Source organism: Acinetobacter sp. NBRC 100985, assembly GCF_000241225.1.
GTDB classification, from domain to species: Bacteria; Pseudomonadota; Gammaproteobacteria; order Pseudomonadales; family Moraxellaceae; genus Acinetobacter; species Acinetobacter venetianus.
Map to the genome: position 1 here is coordinate 102,121 of NZ_BAEB01000023.1, position 25,483 is coordinate 127,603.

Sequence of the window (25,483 nt, forward strand, 5' to 3'; positions counted from 1 at the left end):
AGAATACTTAGTTAGCAAAGTATTTTAAGCTCTAATATCTCTTAAAATAGATTTATCCCTTTACCACCAAACTCTGCTTAGGCAACAACTTACAACCACATGACAAAGCATCATTTACTCTTGCCACAGCTTTACCCATCACTTGAACTGTGGGATCACCCGCAACAATTGTGGCAACTGTTTGATGTTTTGGACAAGTTGCTTTATCGCCAACACAAGCAACAGGAATGCCTTCAACTAAAAAACTACTATTTCCAGTAATTACTTGCCCACCACCTGTCGTTGGACAGCCAATAACAATATAAGGTGTTGCCATGCGGATATCTCTCTTATACTTTTCAATAAATTAAAGTACTTCAAACTCGATTCGACGATTTTTTCTACGTCCATCAGCAGTTGCATTGTCAGCGACTGGCTGGCTAGAGCCTTTACCCTCTGTACTCAAACGATCAATCGCAATATTTTTACTTACTAAATAGCTTTGTACAGCTACAGCACGTTCTTGGCTCAAAATTGTATTTTTAGCTGCATCACCAGAACTATCAGTATGACCAATAATTTTGACTTTCTTAGTACCTACTTTATTTAACGCGACAGCCATTTCATCAAGAATACTTTTACCTGCCGCAGTTAATATTGCACTTCCTGATTCAAATTCGATGATGCGATTTTTAAGCGCATCATCAATAATTTTTTGTTCGGCTTGATTTACTGTAAGTTGTGCACTAAAACGATAAGGCTGTTGAACCAATGATTCAAATTTCGATGTTGTTGGTGTTATCTCATTCGGGTCAGTCATTTTTCCTGTCAATTCGATCTGAGTGCCACGAACATTCAATTGACCCTGCTTCACTTTTTTTAAATCAGAAGTAATGACTTGAGTGACAGAATCACTCCAATCATTAGGCGCAGAAACAGACCGTACTTGTATTTTATCCACGACTTGGTCTGTACCATAAACCGACTGCATTTTAGCTAAGATCGCCTGTTTGCTTGCATCATTCGGTACAACACCCTCTACAACAATTGGAGCAGCGTTGATCACGGCACTGTAACTTACAACAGTTAGCCCTAAACATAACGTTGCCAAAATCACTTTCGAATTATTTTTCATCGTTACTCATCTAAAAAAGTTTGTCTGAAAAGTTTTAAACCTTGATTTAGGCTCAACTGACGCTGACAAAGAGATTGCTCTAATGTCGCAAGACCTGCATTCTGTTCAAGATAAGCATCGATCCATTGTGCTTGAATCAAAGAAACCCAATGCTCACTCTGCATGTTTTGAGTGAAAATATCACTCAGTGCCATGATGTCTGCACCTTGAAAGCCAATAAACAGGAGTGGTTCATCGCGATGTAAAATCCCTATTAACACCTCGGTATTACTACTTCCTAAGAATCGACCAATCATTCCTACCCAAAAAGCAGCGATTTCATAACAATACATATGGTTATTAATTGGAAGAATCAGCACTTTATTTAAACGGTTTGTACCATTCTTTAAAATTGGCTGTAGCAAAAGCCCAAGACCAATCATACTTTGAGCCAATTCATACACATTAATCTTCATCAATTGAGCAAATGAATGCATCGTATGATTTTCATAAAAGCTATTACATTCAGTGGATGTAAATACTTGAATAACATTCGGTAAATTATTCAACTTTTCAATCATGATATTGGTATCAGCAATACTACGAAGCACTCTATTTCTTTGGAATAAATCCACCAAAACAGCTTTATAAATGTACGGCGCTTGCAAAAGGTTCTGGTATGGTTGTTCAACCTCGAGTAGCTGACTTACCACCATTGGAAAAGCACGTCCAGAACTGTCTTGACTGGCAATCAAATTTGCAGCCAAAAACATTGGCTCGGCTGGATTTGCAATAAAGAAGTCTAGTGCAGGTAAGGAAGCGTAGCGTTGTTTAAACTCAGGAGTACGCATTGCCAGCTCTAGTGCTTCAGTAATCCACTGATCAAGCACTTGGATCAAAGCATATTGACCTTTAGACTTAATGAAATCCCCTCTTGCAGGCGTCTTTCCATAATACAATGGGGTGCTTTTTAATTGCTGCATATCAGCACCTCTTGCTTAATGATGATCATCCCTATCATTGCTGTACTGCTCCTGATTGTGGTGATAAAACTGGCGGTACTTTCACACCCTCTCCAGCTGGGGTTGCTTGCGCTGCAACAACACGAACAGCTTTGTCTGTTACCACTTTATCGACCAATTTCAATCCAGCATATCCACGACTAGAGCCAATATTTCCTGAGCTATTTCCACTGATCAATCTGAACTTTACTTTAATTGAAAGAGATGGATCAGCCTTGCTCGTCCACGTCATTTCAAAGCTGCCATTTTGTTCTTTGCGTTGTGCCGCATCAATCAAACGGTTAATCCCATATTCGCCGGGCTCTTCAAAAATCGTATGCGTCTTCCCTTCCAAATCAACAGCCGTGATGCGCGCACCAGGAATCGCTCCCTTATTTGGCCAAACGAAGTTCACCCACTGCTGAATACCATTTTCAAAGACCATCCGCTGACCATCGATATCAATCGTGTAAGACAAATACTGTGGATTTTGTAATGGATAAAATTGGAAATTAGACTGATTTGAAGCAGGCGCAGCAGCAGGCTGATCTAAACTGCCTGTCGCCATCCCATTGATTGGTGCAACATATTGTTGGAAAGCCATAACAAATTGTGGATTTAAACTAATGCCTAAATCTTTCCACGTTTTTGAAGTAAGAACGTATCCTCGGCGTATGACAAATGGATCTAAGGCTTCTTTAACAAATCTTGAAATGCTTCCAGTCTCACCAAAAATTTGAGCTATTTCATTACTTGTTGCTTGTAAAGTAACACCTGAGTTAAAGGGATATTTTTGACTTAAATTCGCTTGGAATGGTTGATAAGCTTGAATACCCCATAGTTTATTTAATTCATCCTGAGTCGGAACAATCAAACTTGCAAATGATTGCGTTAATGGTCCCATCAATAGCTTTTGTAATAATTGCTGATCGGTGTCTTTCAAACCGACCATCATTTTTTCATCAACATATTTCTGAGTTACATTAAAGACTGAGTTTTGATCATTAATGGTTTGTTTTACCAATGTCATCGCGCTCGGCCCAATTTCACCAGCAGTTTTTAAATCATTAAACTTACTACGCACTTGAGCAAGATTGTTCATGTACTCATCAAACAACGATTTATCTTGCAAATCATCCCGCTTACGAACGAGCTGATAAAACATTTGATATTCTTGAGAGATCGCACCTTGCGCTTTATTCACTGCCTGTGCAGCAGCTTTATCATCTGTATTATTTAAAACTTTTCGTTTAAACCATGCCACAAAACCTTTTTCAGGCACAGCAAGTTCAGCTTGTACAATCGGATTATCCCAGTTCGTCTCTATTGCAATCCGTTGTAATAATGCTCGAATTGGCGAGTTTTCAGGTTCACCCAAAACATCAATCGTTTTTACTTGCTGGCTGAATTGATCGGCTTTTGCGTAATAAATACCGTTCAGAAACTTCTTCCACTCAGCTACATATTCTTGCTTATATAATGCAACCAATTGCTTACGAATCTGTTCAGGACTACCAGAGAAAGTCAAATCATCAGATTGATTGCTGTTCAGCACCCAATCCTTACTATCGGTTGGTTTATTTGCGGCATCATCAATCGCTTGTTCTACATATTCATCCCATGCTTTATGAGTAAATACACCTGGTAATGCATAACTTCCCAAAACAATATTACGGTTTTGTTCGCCTACGATTTGACCAACTGTGACTGCTGGGAAGCGTACTGCAGCACGCATTTTGATTTCGTTATAAACACGATCTCGCGCAGGCATACCACGTATGACAGACAATAAAACTTGGCGTGTTTGGTCCACCACTTGTGCATCTGTTTCTAACGTAGGGAAACCTTCTTGATTCGCTAAAGACATCGCATAAGATAAAATTTTCTCAGCATCTTGAATCATCTCACCACGCGGCATATCACCACGATTTGCATCTAACCAAGAGCGCCAAAATCTAGACACCTGATCACTCAAATGACTACTATCCATATATTCAGGATTGCTCAACATAAGATATGCTTTCAAGGCGTTATAGGCATCTTGAGGATTGGTATCTGATGGTTCTAAATATTGTTGGGTCTTGGCAACTTGTTTAATTTCAACATTTGCATGATTGGCTTTGAGCGTTGCCTCATTATTTTTCACACGCTGTAAATACTGTGCAATATTTTGCTGTGTCGGTGTTAAAACAATCTGCTGAATCCCTTTCAGATACTCAGCTTTTAGACTTTCGCGTAACTGATTGCCTTGATATAAACCAAAACTAAATTTTAAAGGGCGATTTGCATCAAATTCATCTAGCTGCTGTAAACGCTCTTGCAAGATCAATAAAGATTCAAGTTGGGTTGATAATTGTTGTCCAGATGCTTTTTCTAAATGTACAACTTTATCTAAATCCGCCTGTACATCTGCAATCAATTGCTGGTTATTTCGATATGACCATACCCATACGCCCAGAACCAAAGACACACCCACCAAAGCAGCAATAAAAGCAATATAACGCTGACGTTTTTTAGCAGGATTAATATGTTGTTTAACGAGATCCTTATCTCGTAAGATCACATTCGAGAAAAGACCTTGTAAGAAGTAACCATGATTAGGTGTAAGCGAAGAGTTTATTCCATCTTGATCTTGATTTGAGATTTGCTGTAATTGGAATTCTTGGGCAATATTTTCAGTCATTGGACTTCCAATAGCACCTTCCTGTAAAGCACTGGTGAAATAAAAACCACGGAATACAGGCTGGAATTGATAAGGATTTTCTTCGAATAATGTTCCAATAAAACTCTTCAATGCTGGTTTTAGTGTTTTAAACTCTAGTGGAAATGTCATCACGCTTGGTGAAATATTTTGTGAATGACGACGACTCAAATGCGTTGTACTAACACTTTTTAGTCCATCGTAAAGAATGCTGTAGTGCTTATCGAATAGTTCAACAGCATTATGAGATGAACTTTGCTCATAAGGTAAAGTAGCACCCCAAGCTTGATTGTATTCTTGAGATTCATAGCAATCAAAGAACTCAGTAAACCCAGCAATTAAGTCCATTTTCGAAAAAACCAAATAGACAGGAACCACGACTTCTAATTTTTCAGTCAAATCTTGAATTCGAGCGCGTAAGTTTTTAGCTAGTTTTAATGAACTTTCAGGGCTTTGACTAACCAACTCAGCAATACTAACAATCACAATAAGGCCATTTACGGGTGATTTTGAACGGTTTTTCTTCAAAATATTTAAAAAGCCTAACCATTCAGAATGGTCTTCAGAATAAACGGAATAACGCCCTGCTGTATCCAATAGAATACCTTCTGTTGAAAAGAACCAATCGCAGTTACGCGTTCCACTCAGCCCTGCTGAAACCATTTTTTGATGTGTTTCTTCAAATGGAAACTTCAATCCAGAATTATAAATTGCAGAACTTTTCCCAGCAGCAGGATTACCAATCACCATGTACCAAGGCAATTCGTATAAAGCAGCATTGCCCTTTTTGTCCCCCAATTTAGATTTACGAATCAATTGAATTGATTCTTTCACCTGCTGATTGATCAGTTGCAACTCGGCTTTATCTTTTTGTTGAGCATTTTCTGAGTTGCCTTCTTGCTCTATCGCATTAGCAAGCTCTTCGCCTTGTGCAGCATGGCGTTTTCTTTGTATTAACGAATAAATCCCATAAACAATTAGCCCCAAAGCATAAGTCGCAGCCAACGCCCAAAAGATATGGCGAGGAATAGAAGAATATGAGGAAATAAGCGCCACAAATAATGATAGGGCAATGATTGCCTTAGGATTTGTGATGTACTGCCATAGATAACCTAAAATGATGTACATTGAGTTCTCGAATTCTTAATAAAATTAATCAATCAGCAATTGCAGCACTTTCCTGATCTGCTGAGACCTCAGGGAAAGTTTGAAAAAATGCTTTTAAATCTTGACTATAAACAAACGCAACGTATTGATCCGAAAGCTGAGCAGCAAGCATCACTGCAAAAACTTTTGCGACATTTAACGTATTTCCAACTGCAGGTTTACAGTACAAATAATGATGTTGCTCAACTGAACTTTGTCCAAAAAACTGCTCAAGTTTCTTTACAACTTTGATGTCTGATCCATCTTCAGCAACAAATACAAATGGAGCTTCATCTTGATATTGCGGTAAATCATGGATATCTAACTCTTTAAATATTTGATTTAAATTATTATGATGAGCAACCAACTTTAAGGTTTTTACAGGCTGGGACTGCTCGATTTCTAGACTTGGATGCGCCACAAAACAACTACTGATAAATTCAGCTGGAATATACATTTTCGCACTCCAGCTCTTTTCATCGATAACATCCTGATCAATTTCAGAATCGACAGCAATCAACCATGAAATCTCATGAGGTTGTTTTTGAATACGATCAAATAATTCAAGTAAATATTGATCAGAGGATTCAGAACTCACAAAGTGATATTCGATATGCAATTTTTGAGGAATGATTTCTAAATCATAAAAAATGGTTTGGATATATTCATTACAATCATGTTCATTCCACGTATGTAGGAGGTCTTCAGACAGTAGGATATGTAAATTGAGTTTGTCTATACGATAAACTTGTTGAACCAGCTGAGGTTCTAGATCTTCTTCACTATCATGCGTTGGATCAGTCCAAGCAGGATGCATACGGTATTCATACAGATTTTGGCTTTCATAGAATAAACTTGAAGCTTTTAAATGCTGAGAAACCCGCATGAGGAATTCAGTATTTTGTTCAATTTGATGCTGAAGCAATGCGGTAATACGTTGCTGACGAATTGATAGAAAAGCTTGCTCAGATTCTTCATCATGTTCGAGTTGTTGATCTAAATCAGCAACTCGATAAGATAAAATCGGTAGTCCTTGAAAATTCAAAAGCGCTGTATCAAGTTGCGCGCTAGTAAATTGTTTGATTCCCTCAACAATTGCATCATTTTCACCAAAAGAGTGATAAGCACTCGCAGCAAATACATTCAATGCTATCCATTGGCTAGATTGATTAACTTGCTCTGCATCAACCTTCTGATCACTCCTCTCATCTTGCTGACTCGATGCCTGCTGCTTTTTCTTCTTGCGATGTTGATAAACGCTATAAACGAACCACGGTGAAAGTAAAACAACTGTGATAACAATAGGTAGAAAAATAAAATAATTAATTAAATCAGTAGATTCAGGTTGATACTGTGTATCACGCCAGTAAAAAATCACAATCAAAGCAACCAATACAAAGCAGCTCATCAAAGTTGCAAGGATTTTCTTAATCATTATGCCGCTCCCAAAAGTGCATAACGAGTTTCCTTGTTATGATGCAATTGTTCTGATGGCATTAGAAATGTACCCTGCCCCAACCCCAACTCATGACTAGAATCAAGACACAGAGGAATGACGTTATCTTTATCTAAAATCAACCGAACATCGATAAATAAAGTTGGGCTGCACCAAGTTTGGATGAGATCTTTTAATTTTTTACTTAATGGTTGATTTGGTAAAAAAGCTAAATATTTTTCGCGTGATAGTGGACCAATTTGGATTTCAATCTTGCCATCTATCTGCTCAACCGTGTCACCACAAAACGTGTTCACACCAAGTAAACTTGGGTTTGTGCCCCCTAGCGTTGTTTTTTGATCTTCGCCTAACTTAAATTTTTCTTTTATAAATTCATCAACATTGACTTGTTCGTTAAACACACAGGATAAAACGGTTTTCAAAGCGTGAGCCGTGTTGTTTTGCCCTTGCATCAAACCAGAAAATTCAGCGAAATATTCATCTAAATCATGTTGTTGATGCTGAGCACGAACATAGCCATTCAAAGCATGCAAGATATCAAGATAATGATTTTCTTGTTCTACTTCATAACGGATAGGTAAATTATAAGTAAGACTAGCAGCTACGTATTTAGCGGTGAGATTATGGTTAAATAAACCAAGAAATTCTTTAATCTCAAGTCGTTGTTGTCTTGAACTTTGCTTTATCTTATTGGTATATGTATATGGCAAAGCTCCTTGTGTTCCTGTTAAACCGACAATCAAATTAGTCAAATGAATACGATCATCTTGATAACTTAATTCTTCAATTTCTGTCGCAGGAAAACTTAAGCTAAAAGAAGTGTCGAACTTAAAATCAGCCGACCAATTTTTTACGCTACTGCTATTGGGGACATGACGCAATAATCGTGTTGACTGAATAAACTCAAATGTACTCGATCGATTAAAAACCTGATCAACTATAGAAGCGTCTTGCCACCAACGTTCTGAACGCATTGGTACATCTCCTGCTGATGAATACTGTCTTTAACCACGACATCGACGAAACTATTGATTTGGACTTTTAGATTAAAAATATGACTTAATAATTGAATGAAAATATATAAGCTATGTCCTCTAAATACACTGCTATTCACACTTAATTCAGCTTGAACACCTCGAATAAACATTGGAAAAGGCTTTGCATGAACGAGCTTATTCGTTGTCGAGAAACTTAGACTTTTAAGCGCATCAATTAACAAAATATTTTCTTTGGAATGTGGCAAGTTATACAAAGCAAGCAACTCTTTAACATGACTCAAAGCATCCCCTTTCATCAAAGCCAAAGTATTCAAAGACAAATGTGAAATGATGCGCCACTGTTCATTTTTATTTTGATCAAAATAAAATGGCGATGTCGGGCGCTTTAAAATCAGAGCACGTCTTGCCAGACTACTATCATTCAGATTTAGAATATTATTGCTTTGACTCAAAGCTTCATGTGGTAAATCACCATTCGAGCAAAGTAATTTCGTACTAATAAAATCTGATTTTATTTCATAGGGTTTTAGGTCTTTTGAAATGATTGAATATCCCATTTGCTTATGTTTGTTTTGGGAGGATAAGTAATTCAATGAATAGAAAAATTGTACTTTGTCATTGTGATAATGACTCATTGCAAAAAAAGGTAATACAGGAAGATGAGTCTGCTCCTGATTTGTCTTTTCTCGTACCATATTCATTTCAACAACTGAGTAAACATGGTAAAGATCAGGATGATGAGCATCTGTAATCAGTGGATATTGCAATTGTGTATAAGAAATTTTTTGTGGTTCAGCCTGCTTTTCAAATAAATTAATCGCAGGTGTAGTAAATAATTTGAAGTTTGCGACATTCAATTCGGAGTAATTACGAACAACGGCTTGATCATTTAAATTGAGCTTAAGATGAATCAAGATTTCAAAATGATTGCTATTCCCTACCAGTGCCTTGAGTTGGCTTAGATCTAAGTTTAAATAATTAAACTTCTCTGGGAAGCAAAAATACTCCATCAATAAACGATAAGCATGGTGGGTATGCTGATCAACAGGCAACAAACTTTCTTGCTCAGTAAAGCCCATCACTTCAAAAGGATTATCAATTTGGACTAGCCGCTGCCCGACACGAACTGAAAAACCAGTCTCTTTGCGAAAAATACTATCTAAAACCTGCAATGGGAAATTAGAAATCGCATCTAAATAAATCGGTAACTTTTCGTCTAAAACCCAATTCTGCGCATCATTAAAGATTTCAAATTTTAAGCTAAGTGATGCATTTTGATTTAAATGCATATGGCTACTTGGAGACGTTAAAAACTCTAATCCTGAAAGTGTAATCGGCAATAATCGAACAGCATTCGTACTATTAAATTCACACTGAACTCCTTTAAAACTTCGAGATTTCAATGCAGTTTTTTGAGGAATGATATGTGCTGTTGTAAGTTGCTTAATTTTATTTATATCTTCAAAACTAACGACCGTACATGCGGGGAAATGGCGTAAATATTGAGGAAACATAACCTCAAATAAAGAATGGGTAAAAACGTCATAACTATCCGCTAATTTTTTATCAATACGTGCGGCAATAAGTGAAAAAGCTTGAATAAGCCGCTCAATATGTGGGTCGTCAATTTGTTCTTGGTTTAATGACAGACGTTGCGCAATTTTGGGATATTTCTGCGCAAACTCTCTAGATTGCTGACCAAATTCTTGTAATTGTTTTTCATAATACGGTAAAAGTTGTTCTATCACGGTACGCTCACACTAAGTTCTAGCAGAAATAACATACTGCTGTGTTGTCGGTTTCAGTAAAGCGTCGAAAAAAACAGGTTCGTATAATGGATGAATGTTTAAGTAAGCTTGAATACTTAAACATAGTGATCCCATATTATGACCATCTAATAACATCTCAACTTTGATCTGACGTAACCGTGGTTCGTGCGCAGCAATAGACTGTTCGATAGACTGACAAATTTTATCTCGATCCAAAGGATTTGCTGTTGAAAGGCCTACGAAATCAATAATTCCAAACTGCAAAATAGATTGTTTTGCCAATGGATAGTCATCCATGTCTTCATCAAACTGTGCAATACGACTATTAAGTAAATCCTCTAAATCACGAGCAACAGATTCTCGTAATTGCTGAATAGATAAACCTCTTAAATAATCTTCATGCTCAGGAACTAAACGATCAAATAACGTTGATCGAAATCCATAAGGATATAAATGATCTAGATTCATGTCACAAAACAAAATATGGGAGAAATAGAGGCTAATGAATAATTAACCTCTATTAGAAAATCACTATAACTATTACGCAGCGTATGAAGCTGTGTTATTAGAAAGTGACCATTTCTTAGTAACAGCACCTTTCGCAGTACCGTTAATATCTTGTTGATTATATGTCCACTCAACAGCAGCATATTTCAAACCAAATGCTTCTGTTGGTACACCTTCTTCATTTACAGTTGGCGTTACGCTTGATACAAGCACATGCTTCAATTTGATTTGTAAGTACTTGATGCGCTTATCACCATTTGCACGGTAAAAATCGATTTGTACTTCATCAAATGTATAACCAGCAGAACATGCTTCCCAAAGTTTAGGACTTGTAGCATCTAAATCTTTAACGAAGATCATGTCTGAGTGTTCAACACGTTCAGCAGTATGGCCACCAACACTACTCGAAGTAGCAGATTTTGGTTGGCGGATGTTGTGCGACCAAGAGTTAACTTCTAGCCAACCTTTGTGCTCAGAGTCACGAGACTCACCATCCACTTTATATTTGCCGCGAAACTCAACGTATATATCTTTCATTTAAAAATTACCTCTATTTATTTAAAGTTATTATCTAGCTGATCTCATTTTTAATTTGAGGACTGCGGTAGTTCAGTCACGAGTCGCAAAGAAACGGACAACTCATCCAGCTGGAAATGCGGTCTTAAAAAGACCACTGATTTGTAGTGACCTGGTTGAGCAGGATCTTCTACAACTTTTACTGATGCTTCACGAAGTGGATATTGCGCCTTCGCTTCTTGAGAAGCACCATCATCAAGCAATACATATTGAGAAAGCCATTCATTCAAAAAGGCTTCAACATTTCCTGCTGATGCAAAACTTCCTACTTTGTCACGCATCATTGCTTTTAAGTAATGAGCAATCCTTGACACTGCCATGATGTATTGAATTTGACTTGAAAGTGCTGAGTTCGCATTTGCGGTATCGTTGTCATATTTCTTGGGTTTTTGCGTAGATTGCGCACCGAAGAAAGCGGCATAGTCAGTATTTTTACAATGCACCAATGGAATAAAACCAAGATCACTGAGCTCTTTTTCACGACGGTCAGTAATTGCAATTTCAGTTGGGCACTTAAATACCACTTCACCATCTGAAGTTTTGAATGTGTGAACAGGAAGCCCTTCAACTAAACCACCACCTTCAACACCACGAATCGCAGCACACCAACCATGCGAATCAAATGCATTGGTTAAACGTGTACCAAATGCATAAGCAGCATTCATCCAAAGATAATCATGATGATTTTCACCAGAAACATCTTCAGCAAAGTTGAAGCCTTCTGTCGCAGTTCCTTCTTTTGGATGGTACGGCAAACGACCTAAAACATGTGGCATAGTCAAAGCAACATAGCGAGAGTCTTCACTGTCACGGAAAGATCGCCATTGAACATATTCAGCAGTTTCAAAAATTTTAGATACGTCACGAGGGCGGTCAATATCAGTAAATGACTCAAGACCTAAAATACTTGGGCTGGCTGCTGAAATAAATGGCGCGTGAGCTGCTGCGGCAACATGCGATACTTGTTCTAATAAATACATGTCAGATGGCGTACGATCAAATTCGAAATCACCAATCAATGCAGAGTATGGCGCACCACCAAATGAACCATATTCTTCTTCATAAATCTTTTTGAACAATGTGCTTTGATCAAAATCCGTTGCACCTTGAAAGTCCTTAACCAATTCTTTTTTCGTCGTATTTAACATACGAATTTTGATCATTGGATTAGATGGTGTTTCTTGGCAGAAATAATAAAGACCACGCCAAGTAGACTCAATTTTTTGAAATTGTTCGTGATGCATAATTTGACTTAATTGATTTGAAATCAATGCATCAATTTCAGCAATACGTTTATCAATAGACAAAGTCATATTTTCAGAAACAGTGATTGTTCCTGCCATCACTTCTTTAGCTAACTCACCAATTAAACTTTTAGCGCGAACATGCTCATCATCATTACGTGCGATGCGACTTTGCTCAACGATTGAATCTAATAAATTATTAGAATCTGCTGCTACTGCTGTTGCAGCTAAGGCTTGTGCATTACTCATTTTCAGCCTCCGCACTTAATTGACGTACTTGATCTGTATTTTGTAAGACCTCATCCAACAAATCTTCTAGACGCTCACTGTTAGAGATTTTGTTACGAAGATCTGTTAAACGTTCACGTGCAGCAACTAATTTGCGTAATGGATCAACCTGCTGAACAACTTGCTCAGGTCTAAAATCTTCCATTGAGTTGAATGTCAAATCCACTGACATGCGACCACCGTCCTCAGTCAAAGTATTTTCGACTTGAAAAGCAGCTCTAGGCGCTAAAGATTCCATAACTTCATCAATATTATCTAAATCAACATTGATGAATTTTTTATCTTTTAATTTGGTTTTTTCTAATTCAGAAGCCGCAGAGAAATCACCCATTACACCAACAACAAAAGGTAATTCTTTTGACTCTTTTCCATCCCCAACTTCAACATCATATGTTAGCTGGACGCGTGGTGGTCGAATGCGTTGCAGTTTCTTCTGTACACTTTCTCTTTTCGCCATAACTCTATACCTCTGATTGTTATTTCAACGAATCGAATGGATTCGAACCTGTCTTTTGAACAGTATTTGGTTGTTTAGAAACAGTTGGGGTCACTGTTGTTTGACGTTTCGTAGTCGTGTTGACCTGATTTACTGTTTTTCGGGTTGATTGTGTAGTCCGAGTTTTCTGCCTATTGGAGGTACGGCGAGAATTCGTAGTTTGCTGAATTTCTTTTTGAAGCGACTCATCCGTAATTGCTTTACTTGTCGATGTATCTGGTGCCGGAATTGCACTGCGAATATTGTCACTCAATTGCTTTGCAGGCGGATAAGTTGAGTCATTACTGAGATAACGCATTTCTTCAGAACGCATATGCTTTAAAGCATTATTTGCAATTTCTACACTTGCAAGAAAAGTTACATCTGTGAGTGTCGCGCCTCGCACGTTTTGTTGTTGCAATTGATTTGCTAACTGCAATGCATTCATGGGTTGCTTTAACTGATACATACGCATGGCCGCTTGAGCTAACAAATCATTAACTCGCGAAGCATTGTCTTTATCACACACCTGTTGGTAAATATTTAATAACTCTTGATCCGTCTGATTCGCAGCTAATGGGTTGTGTCTAATACACTTACTTTTTAATTTAATTGGCTTAATTTCTTGATCTCCAGCATAAACAGAGCTGTCTACCAGACAAATCGTTATACAAAGAGTTGATATTAAAATACCTTTTTTCAAAATATGCCTCATCATTATTTAGTTTATAATTGAAGAGTGGACAATTATTGTTAAAAAACCCTCTTACTCGTCAATTTTTATACACACAGAACATTTCGGCGAATTTAACAAAAAAATCACACAGAAAGTCAATACTAATTACGTTTATTAACATTATTATTTTTTTGATAGAATTTTTTTTAATAATTCTGATGCAATTTTTGTTTAAAAGTGACAATTTTTGTAGTAGAATAATCTGTATACCTTTACAAGGTTTAGATAAGTTTTTGATTTTATTCAAAAAATATACATTCAACATAACAAACATATCAAGTCAAAATTTATGAACTAGTGCTTGGTATTCGAAAAACTTGTGAGTCATAAATGAGTAACCTTAAGGTTTTAATTACAAAACTATCCCAACCTACTCGTTCAGCTTTAGAAAAATCTGCAAATTATTGTATTAACCAATTGAATTATGAAATAGAAATAGAACATTTATTTGTAGAATTATTAAATCAAAAAGACCCCAATGATTTACTTATTTTATTAAAGAAAAATAATATATCTTACGAAGCATTAATTAATGATTTAAAAGAAACTATTCTATCCTTACCTAAAGGCAATACTAGAACCCCTATTTTTGCAAAATCTATTGTTAAATTATTTGAACAAGCATGGTTATTAGCTTCTGCAGAACAAACACCTATCATTCGTAGCGGCCACTTGCTTGTTGCATTACTAACTGCACCTGATTTGCAACAAATTGCCGCGCGAGCTTCAAGTTTATTTGAGCTATTCCCAATAGATACAATGAAACACAAGTTCCTTGATATTTGTGAACAAAGTAGCGAACAAACCCAAATTGAAAATAGCCTTTCGATAGATGGGCAACAGAATAAATCTCAAAATGCTCCGATCCCTGTTAAGACGCCAGCCTTAGATCAGTACACAATCAATTTGACCGAAAAAGCGCAAAAGGGATTGATTGATCCAGTGATTGGTCGTGAATTCGAAATTCGTTTAATGCTGGATATTTTGATGCGTCGTCGTCAAAACAATCCAATTTTGACAGGTGAACCGGGCGTAGGAAAAACGGCTGTTGTTGAGGGCTTAGCTTTAAAAATTGCTCAAGGTCTGGTTCCAGAGGCACTCAAGAATGTACATATCCATGTTTTAGATATGGGATTATTACAAGCAGGTGCTAGCGTAAAGGGTGAGTTTGAAAACCGATTAAAACAAGTGATTCAAGAAGTTCAAGCATCAACACATCCTATTATTTTATTTATTGACGAAGCACACACGTTAATCGGTGCTGGTGGTCAAGCGGGACAAAATGATGCTGCGAATCTACTCAAGCCTGCTTTAGCACGTGGTGAGTTAAGAACGATTGCCGCAACAACATGGGCTGAATATAAACAATACTTCGAAAAAGATGCGGCACTTAGCCGTAGATTCCAAGTTGTCAAAGTTGAAGAACCCACAGAAGAAGTTGCTATTGATATGCTACGTGCCATGATCCCAGTCATGCAAAATCATTTCAATTTACATATTGATGATCAAGCAATAATTACTGCGGTTCAAGCCTCTCATCGTTACATTAGTGGTCGACAACTTCCTGACAAAGCGGTTAGCGTATTAGATACGGCAGCAGCCCGTGTTGCATTAACCCAGAATGCTCAGCCAGTTCTTCTGGATCAACTTAAAGCACAGCAACACAACTTAAACCTTGAGCAACAGATTTTAATTCAAGAACATCAGCATTTCCCTATTCATCATGAACGATTAGAGTCACTTAAACAGCAACTTGCGACTTTAGATCAAGATATTCAGGCAACAGAGGAAAAATGGCAGCAAGAATTAAAACTTGTACAAGAAATTAACCAACTAAATACTCAATCTGAGGATGAATCAGCACATTCTAAAATTGAGGCTTTAAGGACAGAATTAGAGCAACTGCAAGGCCAAGCACCATTGGTATTTGAACGTGTAAATGCACGTATTATTAATGAAATTATTTCTGACTGGACTGGTATACCTGTTGGAAATATGGTCAATGATGAAATTAAGCAGATTTTAACCCTTGAAGATAAATTAGCAGAACGAGTTATGGGGCAAGACTATGCCCTGTCACAACTCGTACAAGGAATCAAAACTTCTAAAGCAAAATTAGAAGATCCAAATAAACCACAAGGTGTTTTTTTGCTGGTTGGTCCAAGTGGTGTAGGTAAGACAGAAACTGCGCTCGCGCTTGCAAATGAACTGTATGGTGGTGAACAACATTTAATTACGATCAATATGTCTGAATATCAAGAAGCACATACAGTTTCATCTTTAAAAGGTGCGCCTCCAGGTTATGTCGGTTATGGACAAGGTGGTGTCTTAACTGAAGCTGTGCGCCGAAACCCATATAGCGTGGTTCTATTAGATGAAATAGAAAAAGCACATAGTGATGTTCAAGAACTTTTTTATCAGGTCTTTGATAAAGGTATGCTTGAAGATGGAGAAGGTCGTATTATTGATTTTAAAAATACCACGATCTTGTTGACCTCAAATACTGGTTCAAGCGCGATTATGCAAGCCTGTTTAAACCAGCCTGTTGAAGATTGGCCAAATGCTGAGGATCTGATTGAGCATCTAAAACCAAGTTTATATAAACAATTTAAACCTGCTTTTATTGGACGTATGCGAATTGTTCCATACTTTCCATTACATGATGACCTACTTGTTCGAATCATTAAACATAAACTTGGCAAAATTATTCAACGTATTGAAAACCAATATGCAACGGCAGTTGAATATTCTGATGACCTCGTCGAATTACTTTTAAGTCGTTGTACCGAAGTTGATAGCGGCGCACGTAATGTCGATAACATTTTGAATTCAAGTGTATTACCTTCTCTCGCGACTGAGATTTTAGTGGCATTAGCTGAACATAAACTCCCTAAACGCATCGTAATTGATATTAAAGATGATGATATTAGCTATCAATTAGATCCAGCAGAGAAAGTCACTAAAATGCGCACTAGTAAGAAAACTAAAGCTGACGTTTAGTAAGTTAAAGATTGAGTCAACATTGTTATGTACATGGATATATCATCTCTCCTCACCCCAATTTACGAGCAAGCGCCGTGTGGTGAGGATTTTTCTTTTTCCAATGAGTTTCATGCAATTAAAAAAGCAAAAACTCAAGATGACCTACTATTAGATCAAGGTGATTGGGTTACTGAACCTAAACAAGCGGATTGGGATTTTGTCGCATCTACTTCAGTCGATTTACTTCAATCCAAAAGTAAAGATATTCGCTTACTTACTTGGCTCTCTGAAGCTTGGGCCAATCTTTATGGTTTTGAAGGGATCTCAAAAAGTCTTGAATTAAGTCATCAACTCCTTGAGCAATATTGGTTAAGCATACATCCAGAAGTAGAAGATGATGACTTAGATCAACGCATAGGTTTATTACAAGGCTTAATTAATCAACTTCCTTTATTAATCAAGAAAGTCCCGTTAATCAATCAAGCTCCTTTCTATCATCTTTTAGATTATGACAACTTTCTCTATCACGAAAATATTCGTCGCAAACAGAGCGATGAATATGAGAGCTCGCAGAATTCAACTGAGTTAGAATTATTTGAACAAGCTGTATCGAATACCGATAAAAATTTTGTTATCAAGAATTACCAATATTTTAATGAAATACTCCAGCAATGGTCTGTTTTAAAACAAGTATTGGATGACTTATTAGGCTTAGACTCACCAAGTTTTGCTTCAATAGATTCAAATTTAGATAACATTCATATCAGTCTGAAAAAAATTTATAAAACAGATAACTTTGTGCAAACCTCTCAGCGACACACAACTGTGACTGAAACAATAATGGCACCGACAACAACTGAAATATTGACTCAACAAAGCATTCCTCAAAACCAAATGTCTTTTCAGCCCCAAGTTCAATCCCACATTGAGAATCGTGAACAAGCAATGAGAGTATTACAGGACATTGCAACTTACTTTGAGAAAAATGAACCTCATAGCCCTGTTAGCTATATGCTGCAAAAAACAATTAAATGGAGTCAGATGCCACTTCATGAATGGTTAACACATGTAATTAAGGACGAACATCCACTGCAAATGTTGCAAGACACATTAGGTGTTCAACCAAAGAATGAATATGAATAAAGATTGGTAAGTAAAGATGTTTAAAGCAGAAAAAGTATTGTGGGGTGAAGGATTATTTTTACGCCCTCAACATTTCCAGATCCAAGATACCTATCATGAGCAGCGTTTGAATCATACTGTTCGAGCAATGATTCCTCATGCTTATGGCGTACAGAAACTAAAATTTGATTCAATACAACTTTCTACACACGTACTTGCTTTAGAAGATGTCGAAATTATTTGGCAGGACGGTGAAATCTACCACGCCCCTGCCCAAGATCTGTTACCTGAACCACTTTTGCTAGATGATCTAAATCTCCAAGGTGAAATGATTGTTTATTTGGCTTTGCCAATGTTACAAGCAAATAAAAAGAATATTGCAGATGACACTCGAACCGTATCAAGCCGTTATCATAATTATTTAACGGAAACCCATGATTTATTTACAGACGCAAGTCCTGCAGAACTCAATTTATTACGCCGTAGAGCTGAATTCAAATTACTCGAACCACATATTCAACCCAGCCAAAATTTGGATGGTTTCTTATATTTAGCGATTGGCAAATTAAAACGTCAAAGTTCTGGCAGCTTTGAACTTGATCAAAAATTTATTCCACCCATTTTACATATTGCAGCTTCAGAGTCTTTAACTGGAAATCTGAAACGTACGCTAAATGTCATTAAGGCAAAAATTAAAACGATCCAAAGTAATAATCGTGAGAATGAACAAAAACTGATTGAGTTCCGTTCTGGTGATATTGTCTCTTTCTGGCTAATTAATGCATTAAATACCGCTTATGCAGGTTTAAATCATCTTCAACAATATCCATTGGTACATCCTGAACGTTTATTCGCTGAATTGTTGAGACTTGCAGGTTCACTGCTGACATTTTCCACTGCTTATGATGTTGATCATTTACCACATTACCAACATCAACAGCTGCAAGACAGCTTTCAAAAACTGGATATTATTTTAAGAGACTTGTTAGACACTATTATTTCAAGTCGTTATTTCAATATTGCATTAAAAGAAACTCGACCATCTTATTGGGTCGGTAGTCTTGAGTCAGACAAAATTACCCGAGATACACGGTTATATATTGCTGTTTCAAGCAGCATGATGCAAACCCATGAACTTATTCAAATCGTTCCTTTACGCTTTAAAGTTGGCAGTACCATTGACGTGGAGCAAAGGGTTATTGCTGCACTTCCAGCTGTACCAATTCATCACTTAATGCAAGTTCCTACCGCAATTCCTGTGCGTTCTGGAGTGAGCTATTTTGAAATTGAGCCACATCATGAACTGTATCAACGAATGCTTGAATCAGAAACGATTTGTGTCTATGTCCCTGCGGGCTTTCAAGACATTAGCATTGAACTGATTGCTGTAATGAATACCTAAGAGAATAGCAATGACACAACATCCTACAGGCATCCCGTCTTTATTTGAGGATGGTAAAATTGGTTCAGGACTTCCAAGTTCTGATCACACGCAAAATAAAATTCAAGCAACAAATTTAATTGATTTATTGCATGATGGCTTTTACCTCGTCTTCTTGCTCCGAAACAAATATATTCCTTCAAATCCAAATGATTTTCGTGAAAAGATTTTGGATTTACTCAATCGCTTCGAACAACAAGCGAAACGATTACAATTTCCTGCTGATGATATTCACGATGCAAAATATGCCTTTTGTGCTTTAATCGATGAAACTATCGCAACACAACAAGATGCTGCTTACTTTAATCTACAAAACACATGGTTAATAAGCCCATTACAGCTTAGTTTGTTTGGTTCTCAACTAGCAGGTTATCGTTTTTTCGAAATCCTCGAACAACTTCGTAGCCGTGGAAAAGAACGCTTAGCATCACTTGAAGTTTTTCACTACTGCTTACTTCTTGGTTTTCAAGGTAAGTATCGTTTGGAATCAGTGGAAAGTCTAAACCATCTAGTTGCTCGTGTCGGTGATGAAATTGATTATTTAAAAGGGAAAAAAGCCGCCTTTTCACCTTTTGCTGCGATCCCTGATCAAATTAAAAATATTATCCATCATGAGTTACCATTTTTGTGGATTTTGATCTTCTTATTAATATTCAGTGTACTGACATTTTCAGGACTGAGATTTATGTTGTCAAAACAAAATCAAAGTGCTTTATCGCCTTATCAGAATGTTATTTCAGCACCAGCTGAAGAAGCACATATCACCATCCATTTACCTTAGTTGATAGCGCATGATTCAGGAAAAACCAACTTCTTTACGCTTATTACAAACCAATAAGAAAAAAAGTCTATCTCCTATCATTTATGTTTTGATTGGATTTATTTCAGGTGTAGCTTTTACTTTATTGATTAGCTTTGTTTTCTTTATGTCGCAACAGAAAAGCAATACAGAAGTAAATAATGTCCAAACGGAGCAAGAACACCCAGTATTACCAGTTGAAACCAAAAATGAATCATCAAAAGAAATTGTTGTAACCCCAACTCACGATGATGCTATGGGAGCAGAAGAGGACAATAATCTCGTACAACCTGGCAGTAATGACTTAAATAAGTTCTTCCAGCATGCACCAGCAGTACCTACCGCCCCAACAGAACAAAGGAGCTCTCCATTTGCAAATGAACCAAATAAAAAAGTGGCACATCCACCTTTAGTTGTTAAATCAACTACGACAGCAAACAGAACAACCTCACCGCAAAATAACAATATTTCGAAATCTATCCAAACAAACGAACCTAAATCACAAGTTACCGAACCAGAAGTTGAAGCACCTCAAGCAACAGTTCAAATTAAAGTGACGCAAAAACCTTTTACAGTGAACGAACTCCATTAAACAATGATTTGGTTTATTGCAATCTGCTTCATAAGTGTCGTCATTACACTAACACTATTAATGTCACACGAATTGCGTTTTAAAGTTAAGCAAAGTTTGCTGTCTGTGATTCCTGATAGTAAGAAGCGATTAGCAAATGCAATGCAGTTTGCTGAAAATATGCATCAAGCAGCATCTCCTTCACGAATCCAGTCGGATTGGCATTTACAACAATGGTGGATCTTAATTGCAGGTTTCTTTTTATTTTCTAGTATTCTGATCTTTGCATTTACACGGCCGATTGATTCTACTCGAATCGAAGCAGAATATTTGAAGGAAACTGATCCGCAAATATATGCGTTACTCGATGGAGAAATACTCAGTCCTCCACCAGAAGTAGATGAAACACTAGTTCAAGATGCAATTGTTGAAGCAACTCGATTAGAGCAAGCATATCAGGCTCAACATAATATGAGCATTGATGCATCTCAAATCGAGATTCCAATAACACACTCACATGGCAGTTTAGACTCGCCTCTTGTTGATCGTAAATGGGATAAAATTAATCCTCGTTATAAACAACGTCTACTTATGGTCTTTAAAATCATGAAGGAACAACATGGGTATGACCTTGTGTTACTGGAAGGTTATCGCAGCCCAAGTCGACAAAACATGCTAGCAGGCAATCCAAATACAACACGTGCTAAAGGTTATCAAAGCTATCACCAGTTTGGGCTTGCTGCCGATGTCGCATTTAGACGCAATGGAAAAATTGTGATTACGGAACGAGATCCTTGGGCAATGCGCGGCTATCAACTTTATGGGGAAGTTGCAGAATCTGTAGGATTGACTTGGGGTGGCCGTTGGAAGTCAATCAAAGACTATGGTCACACTGAATATAGAATGCCTGGTTTAAGAAAAACCAAAGAAATGGCAGAGCAACTTATTGCCGAAGGGCAGTTAACGGCAAGTCAATCTTAGCTTGTGTTTTAAATAAAAAATTAAGGCTTGTACTTCATCAAGTATTTAAAATATATCTATCTAAACTTATTTATCTAAATAGATATATTACAAAGATAATTAGCTATCAATCTTATCAAACTGACGATCAACTAAACTCAATCGTCCACGTACAACATCTGACAACATACGCCAATCTGAAATAAAGCTATATAAAGGTTGCTTGAAACTTGCTGGCTTATTATGTTCAAAGAAGAAATGCCCCACCCATGCACAAGCATAACCAGATAGTAGACCATAAACCAAATATTTTGCCTTGCGTTGGCGGATTGCTTTACTCCAGAAATACAAACCGATCGAACTGCCTACCACATGCATACGGCGACTCGTAATATTTCGATGCTCAGTTAAATAAAAACGGTAAAACTCATTATAGTTTTTAATAGGCAAAGAGAATTCCACTGGCTGAGGTAAATTTGCTGGTGCATTCATTTTATGATCATCCTAATCTTATAAGGTTTAGCACACGTTAATGCATTTTTTGTTCAAAATAAAGTCATTGCATGCCATCCTTTTCCAACTTAAAACAACTTTATAATGATTGTTAAGATCAACAGGTTATACTCATTTTTATATTTATCAGTCTCATTGATCAGGAGTCATTACATCATGGAAATAGAGTTAAAATTTCAACTTCCTGAATCTAAGAAAAAAAATGTCTTACAAACTTTAAATAAGCAAAAAGCACAGAAAATTCGTTTACAAGCTAAGTATTACGATACAGCAGACCGCCTACTTGCGAAAAATTACGTTGCGATTCGTCTACGTCAAGAAGGTGAACATTGGGTACAGACATTTAAAGCGGCGAGCAAAAATCATTTACAGCGTATCGAAGAAGATATTTTCTTGGGTAAATGCGCAGAAGAACCTGAACTCGATCTATCTCTTTATAAACATAACCAAACTGTTCAAAGTGTCCTACGTGATATTTTGGGTAATAATGCTCCAGAATTAATCTTGCAGTTTCAAACTGATGTACAAAGAAGCTTTCATGTATTTGAATTTGAAAACTCAAAAATAGAAGTCTGCTTAGATGACGGAGAAATCCGTACACCTACCGATCAAGCAAAAATCTGTGAGGTAGAATTTGAGCTGAAACAAGGTTCTGCTCAAGATTTAATTCTTTTCTCTAAAACTTGGGTAGAAAAATATCAGTTATGGCTCGATGTAAGAAGCAAAGCAGAACGCGGTAATTTATTGGCTATTGGCAAAAAAGTTTCTCCTGCCACCAAAGCTAAATCGTTAAATTTAGAATCAAATGCCAGTGCCGAACAAGCAATAAAACAGATTATTGAAAATACCTTGAACCATATTCTGCCTAATGCAGCTGCGATTGCAGATGGTGTAGCCAAAGCGACTCATGTTCATCAAGCGCGTGTCGGATTACGCCGCTTGCGTTCTGCTTTGAAACATTTTTCCAATTGGTCGACACAAATTGATCCAACATGGGAAAGCCAATTAGCTGAAATTTTTCAAGCTCTGGGAGAATCTCGTGATTTTGATGCAATCAAAGACGCTGTCATCCCTTTGGTTCAACAGGTGTCTCATTTTGAATTTGGGCTGATCACTAATCAGCCAAATAACATTGCCCAACAGTTTAGTCATCCCAAAACAACGCAGTTATTTTTATCACTATTAAACTTTGTGTATAGTGAAAATGAACATAAAGCCAAACTATCTAAACAGGTGGCAAAAAGCTTATCTCAATTGTACGCCAAAATTCTAAAAGACTCAGCTCAGTTTCTAGATCTTCCTGTTGAGCAACAACATCGCACTCGTAAACGTGTTAAACAATTGCGTTACTGCATCGACTTTATTGCAGGTCTTTATCCTGAGAAAAATATCCAACCGTTTTTAGATAAACTGGAGCCGATTCAGGAATATTTAGGATTTTATAATGATCTTTATGTTGCTGAAAAAATCTTTGAGCAACAAGCAGTAGGACAATCAGAGTTTCTATTTGCATTAGGTTGGGTCAAAGCGCAACAACCGCATGTTGCAAAGAAAGCAGATAAAAAGCTGAAAACTCTATCTATTCAAGACGCTTTTTGGTAATAAATTTTCATTTTCTAAGTTTATTTCATATCGGAGTCATGCCGACTTTTCATTCAATTTCAGAAGATACCTTCGGAGACCTACCTTGCGAAACGTTGTTTCTCATTTCGGGAAAAGTAGGTAAAACCTGAGTTGCGGTTATAGCAACGTAAGATCTACAAAACCTGAGGTACGAATAGCAAAGATTAATAATCTTTGCCGTACCGCAAGGTGAAAGCTTGCTTGAGCATGAACTACGCACTTCGTTTGTCTTGCGCTGTGCCAAAGCTTTAATCGCTTTGGCTTGCTCAGGTTGTAGATGACGCTCCCGACACTCATATTTGCGAGTAAAATACTCAATTAGATCATTTACCGATACTTTCCAAAAATTTTCCAAATCCCATTATCTGCAATCGGATCACTATAACTATCATTACGCTGCTTACGTGGCTTATCCCGTGCATCTACTAATTTAAAATGTGGCTCAACACTCAGAATCACACCATTCATATAAAAACGTGTTCGTGTATATTCACTTTGTCCATGCTGAAACACATAAGTTCGTAAATCAATAAATTCACGATGGGCAACTAAAGCTGCCGTGTCATCACTTCCCAACCATTCCTGCATCGCAAAAATTTGATCTGTATCAAATTGTCCACATTTCTCCACCAAAGCAGCCACACCACGAAAGGTCTTTGATTCTTTAGCTCGCGTTTTATTAATGCGAATTCGATCTACATGAAAGAAAAACAAGGGCAAATTTAAATGACTTGGAAGATGAATCGCTTCCACAGCTTCATCTTCCATAAATGGCTGGCACAACTGCTGTGCTCTTTCGATTAAAGGCTGCCATTGACGATAATACGCTTCAACTTCTTCTTTCAATCCATAATAAATTGGCAAACCTTCGACATGTTGTAAGTATTGTGGTGGATAAATATGTTGACGAAGTAAGGCTATATCTGTTTTTAGACTTTGAATGGCGATCGCATCTTGCATCATCTTGATCCGTATTGCTTAGGCTATTTTAGATTAAGGCAAAGGTTTAGTTTCGACAAGGCTTTGTCTATAATAATGTGTCTTATTTGTTGTTTGGAATTACCATGTCTCAAAAAATTAATGCCACTGATGTAACGGAAGAAGAAGCTTTAAATGCGGTGTTTTTTGAGCGTGCGGATGAGTTTATCAAGCAAGCAAATGATTTCTGTCGCCCACCGAAAGGTCAACAAGCAAAGCCAGAAGAATTACGTGGTCAAGTGAGCGCGGCTATGTTATTCGCCACTGCTCGTTTTAATACGTGGGTTGCTGCCAATAACTTTAAAGATGGCGAAGAAATGCGTGAAGCGAAAGAACAAGTGATGTCTTATTTACTCCAACAATTCCAAATGATGTTAGAAGATAATTTTGATGAATATTGCGAACAATTTGAAAACTATCTTCGCTTCCGTAAAAACGAAGACTTCCACGCACATAAGCATGATCACTAATTCGAATGTACGGGAATGACTATTTCATTCCTCA

22 protein-coding genes are annotated in these 25,483 nt (G+C 37.2%); 8 read left to right on the forward strand and 14 right to left on the reverse strand.

Annotated features, from left to right (window positions below):
• Positions 1–52 precede the first annotated feature (52 nt).
• The 12 genes from ACT4_RS09245 to ACT4_RS09300 form a co-directional block, all read right to left on the reverse strand.
• Positions 53–316 (reverse strand): PAAR domain-containing protein, encoded by a 264-nt coding sequence (locus ACT4_RS09245; RefSeq protein WP_007481631.1) that lies wholly within the window; start codon positions 314–316, stop codon positions 53–55.
• A 30-nt stretch (positions 317–346) separates the two neighbouring features.
• On the reverse strand, positions 347–1,114 hold the full coding sequence (locus tag ACT4_RS09250) for an OmpA family protein (protein WP_007481633.1): 768 nt from the start codon (positions 1,112–1,114) through the stop codon (positions 347–349).
• 2 nt (positions 1,115–1,116) lie between these two features.
• On the reverse strand, positions 1,117–2,076 hold the full coding sequence (tagF, locus tag ACT4_RS09255) for a type VI secretion system-associated protein TagF (protein WP_007481634.1): 960 nt from the start codon (positions 2,074–2,076) through the stop codon (positions 1,117–1,119).
• 34 nt (positions 2,077–2,110) lie between these two features.
• Positions 2,111–5,923 (reverse strand): type VI secretion system membrane subunit TssM, encoded by a 3,813-nt coding sequence (tssM, locus tag ACT4_RS09260; protein WP_007481636.1) that lies wholly within the window; start codon positions 5,921–5,923, stop codon positions 2,111–2,113.
• A 28-nt stretch (positions 5,924–5,951) separates the two neighbouring features.
• On the reverse strand, positions 5,952–7,376 hold the full coding sequence (locus ACT4_RS09265) for a hypothetical protein (RefSeq protein WP_007481637.1): 1,425 nt from the start codon (positions 7,374–7,376) through the stop codon (positions 5,952–5,954).
• Positions 7,376–8,371: a type VI secretion system baseplate subunit TssG gene (tssG, locus tag ACT4_RS09270; protein ID WP_007481638.1), complete on the reverse strand. Its 996-nt coding sequence runs from the start codon at positions 8,369–8,371 to the stop codon at positions 7,376–7,378. The genes ACT4_RS09265 and tssG overlap by 1 nt, the downstream gene beginning before the upstream one ends.
• A complete protein-coding gene (gene tssF, locus ACT4_RS09275; protein ID WP_007481640.1) occupies positions 8,335–10,143 on the reverse strand; it encodes a type VI secretion system baseplate subunit TssF in 1,809 nt (602 codons plus the stop codon). The genes tssG and tssF overlap by 37 nt, the downstream gene beginning before the upstream one ends.
• Positions 10,144–10,155: 12 nt before the next feature.
• Positions 10,156–10,632 carry a type VI secretion system baseplate subunit TssE gene (tssE, locus tag ACT4_RS09280; protein ID WP_007481642.1) on the reverse strand — a complete coding sequence of 159 codons (477 nt, stop codon included), beginning with the start codon at positions 10,630–10,632 and terminating at the stop codon, positions 10,156–10,158.
• A 72-nt stretch (positions 10,633–10,704) separates the two neighbouring features.
• Positions 10,705–11,208 carry a type VI secretion system tube protein Hcp gene (locus ACT4_RS09285; RefSeq protein WP_007481644.1) on the reverse strand — a complete coding sequence of 168 codons (504 nt, stop codon included), beginning with the start codon at positions 11,206–11,208 and terminating at the stop codon, positions 10,705–10,707.
• A 50-nt stretch (positions 11,209–11,258) separates the two neighbouring features.
• Positions 11,259–12,740 carry a type VI secretion system contractile sheath large subunit gene (gene tssC, locus ACT4_RS09290; RefSeq protein WP_007481645.1) on the reverse strand — a complete coding sequence of 494 codons (1,482 nt, stop codon included), beginning with the start codon at positions 12,738–12,740 and terminating at the stop codon, positions 11,259–11,261.
• Positions 12,733–13,236, reverse strand: a complete 504-nt coding sequence (tssB, locus tag ACT4_RS09295; protein WP_007481647.1) for a type VI secretion system contractile sheath small subunit — start codon at positions 13,234–13,236, stop codon at positions 12,733–12,735. The genes tssC and tssB overlap by 8 nt, the downstream gene beginning before the upstream one ends.
• A 19-nt stretch (positions 13,237–13,255) precedes the next feature.
• Entirely contained in the window at positions 13,256–13,957 is a 702-nt protein-coding gene (locus ACT4_RS09300) for a hypothetical protein (protein WP_007481649.1), read from the reverse strand.
• Between the two features lie 363 nt (positions 13,958–14,320).
• On the opposite strand from ACT4_RS09300, the gene tssH reads away from it, so the two are divergent.
• The 6 genes from tssH to ACT4_RS09335 are packed head-to-tail and all read left to right on the forward strand — an operon-like array spanning position 14,321 to position 21,886.
• A complete protein-coding gene (tssH, locus tag ACT4_RS09310) occupies positions 14,321–16,990 on the forward strand; it encodes a type VI secretion system ATPase TssH (protein WP_007481650.1) in 2,670 nt (889 codons plus the stop codon).
• Positions 16,991–17,017: 27 nt separating this feature from the next.
• A complete protein-coding gene (gene tssA / locus ACT4_RS09315) occupies positions 17,018–18,115 on the forward strand; it encodes a type VI secretion system protein TssA (RefSeq protein WP_007481652.1) in 1,098 nt (365 codons plus the stop codon).
• Between the two features lie 16 nt (positions 18,116–18,131).
• On the forward strand, positions 18,132–19,496 hold the full coding sequence (gene tssK, locus ACT4_RS09320; protein WP_007481653.1) for a type VI secretion system baseplate subunit TssK: 1,365 nt from the start codon (positions 18,132–18,134) through the stop codon (positions 19,494–19,496).
• 10 nt (positions 19,497–19,506) lie between these two features.
• Positions 19,507–20,316, forward strand: coding sequence for a type IVB secretion system protein IcmH/DotU (gene icmH, locus ACT4_RS09325; RefSeq protein WP_007481655.1), 810 nt, complete (start codon positions 19,507–19,509; stop codon positions 20,314–20,316).
• A gap of 10 nt (positions 20,317–20,326) precedes the next feature.
• Positions 20,327–20,926, forward strand: coding sequence for a hypothetical protein (locus ACT4_RS09330; RefSeq protein ID WP_007481657.1), 600 nt, complete (start codon positions 20,327–20,329; stop codon positions 20,924–20,926).
• 3 nt (positions 20,927–20,929) lie between these two features.
• Positions 20,930–21,886, forward strand: a complete 957-nt coding sequence (locus ACT4_RS09335) for a M15 family metallopeptidase (protein ID WP_007481659.1) — start codon at positions 20,930–20,932, stop codon at positions 21,884–21,886.
• 99 nt (positions 21,887–21,985) lie between these two features.
• On the opposite strand, the gene ACT4_RS09340 is transcribed toward ACT4_RS09335, so the two are convergent.
• On the reverse strand, positions 21,986–22,357 hold the full coding sequence (locus ACT4_RS09340) for a DUF962 domain-containing protein (protein WP_007481661.1): 372 nt from the start codon (positions 22,355–22,357) through the stop codon (positions 21,986–21,988).
• A 177-nt stretch (positions 22,358–22,534) separates the two neighbouring features.
• On the opposite strand from ACT4_RS09340, the gene ACT4_RS09345 reads away from it, so the two are divergent.
• Entirely contained in the window at positions 22,535–23,980 is a 1,446-nt protein-coding gene (locus tag ACT4_RS09345) for a CYTH and CHAD domain-containing protein (protein WP_007481663.1), read from the forward strand.
• Positions 23,981–24,328: 348 nt separating this feature from the next.
• On the opposite strand, the gene ACT4_RS09350 is transcribed toward ACT4_RS09345, so the two are convergent.
• The gene (locus tag ACT4_RS09350) at positions 24,329–24,961 is read right to left on the reverse strand and encodes a hypothetical protein (RefSeq protein ID WP_007481665.1); all 633 of its coding nucleotides are present in this window, start codon (positions 24,959–24,961) and stop codon (positions 24,329–24,331) included.
• Positions 24,962–25,065: 104 nt separating this feature from the next.
• On the opposite strand from ACT4_RS09350, the gene ACT4_RS09355 reads away from it, so the two are divergent.
• A complete protein-coding gene (locus ACT4_RS09355) occupies positions 25,066–25,449 on the forward strand; it encodes a DUF3144 domain-containing protein (RefSeq protein WP_004878403.1) in 384 nt (127 codons plus the stop codon).
• The last annotated feature ends 34 nt before the right edge of the window (positions 25,450–25,483 follow it).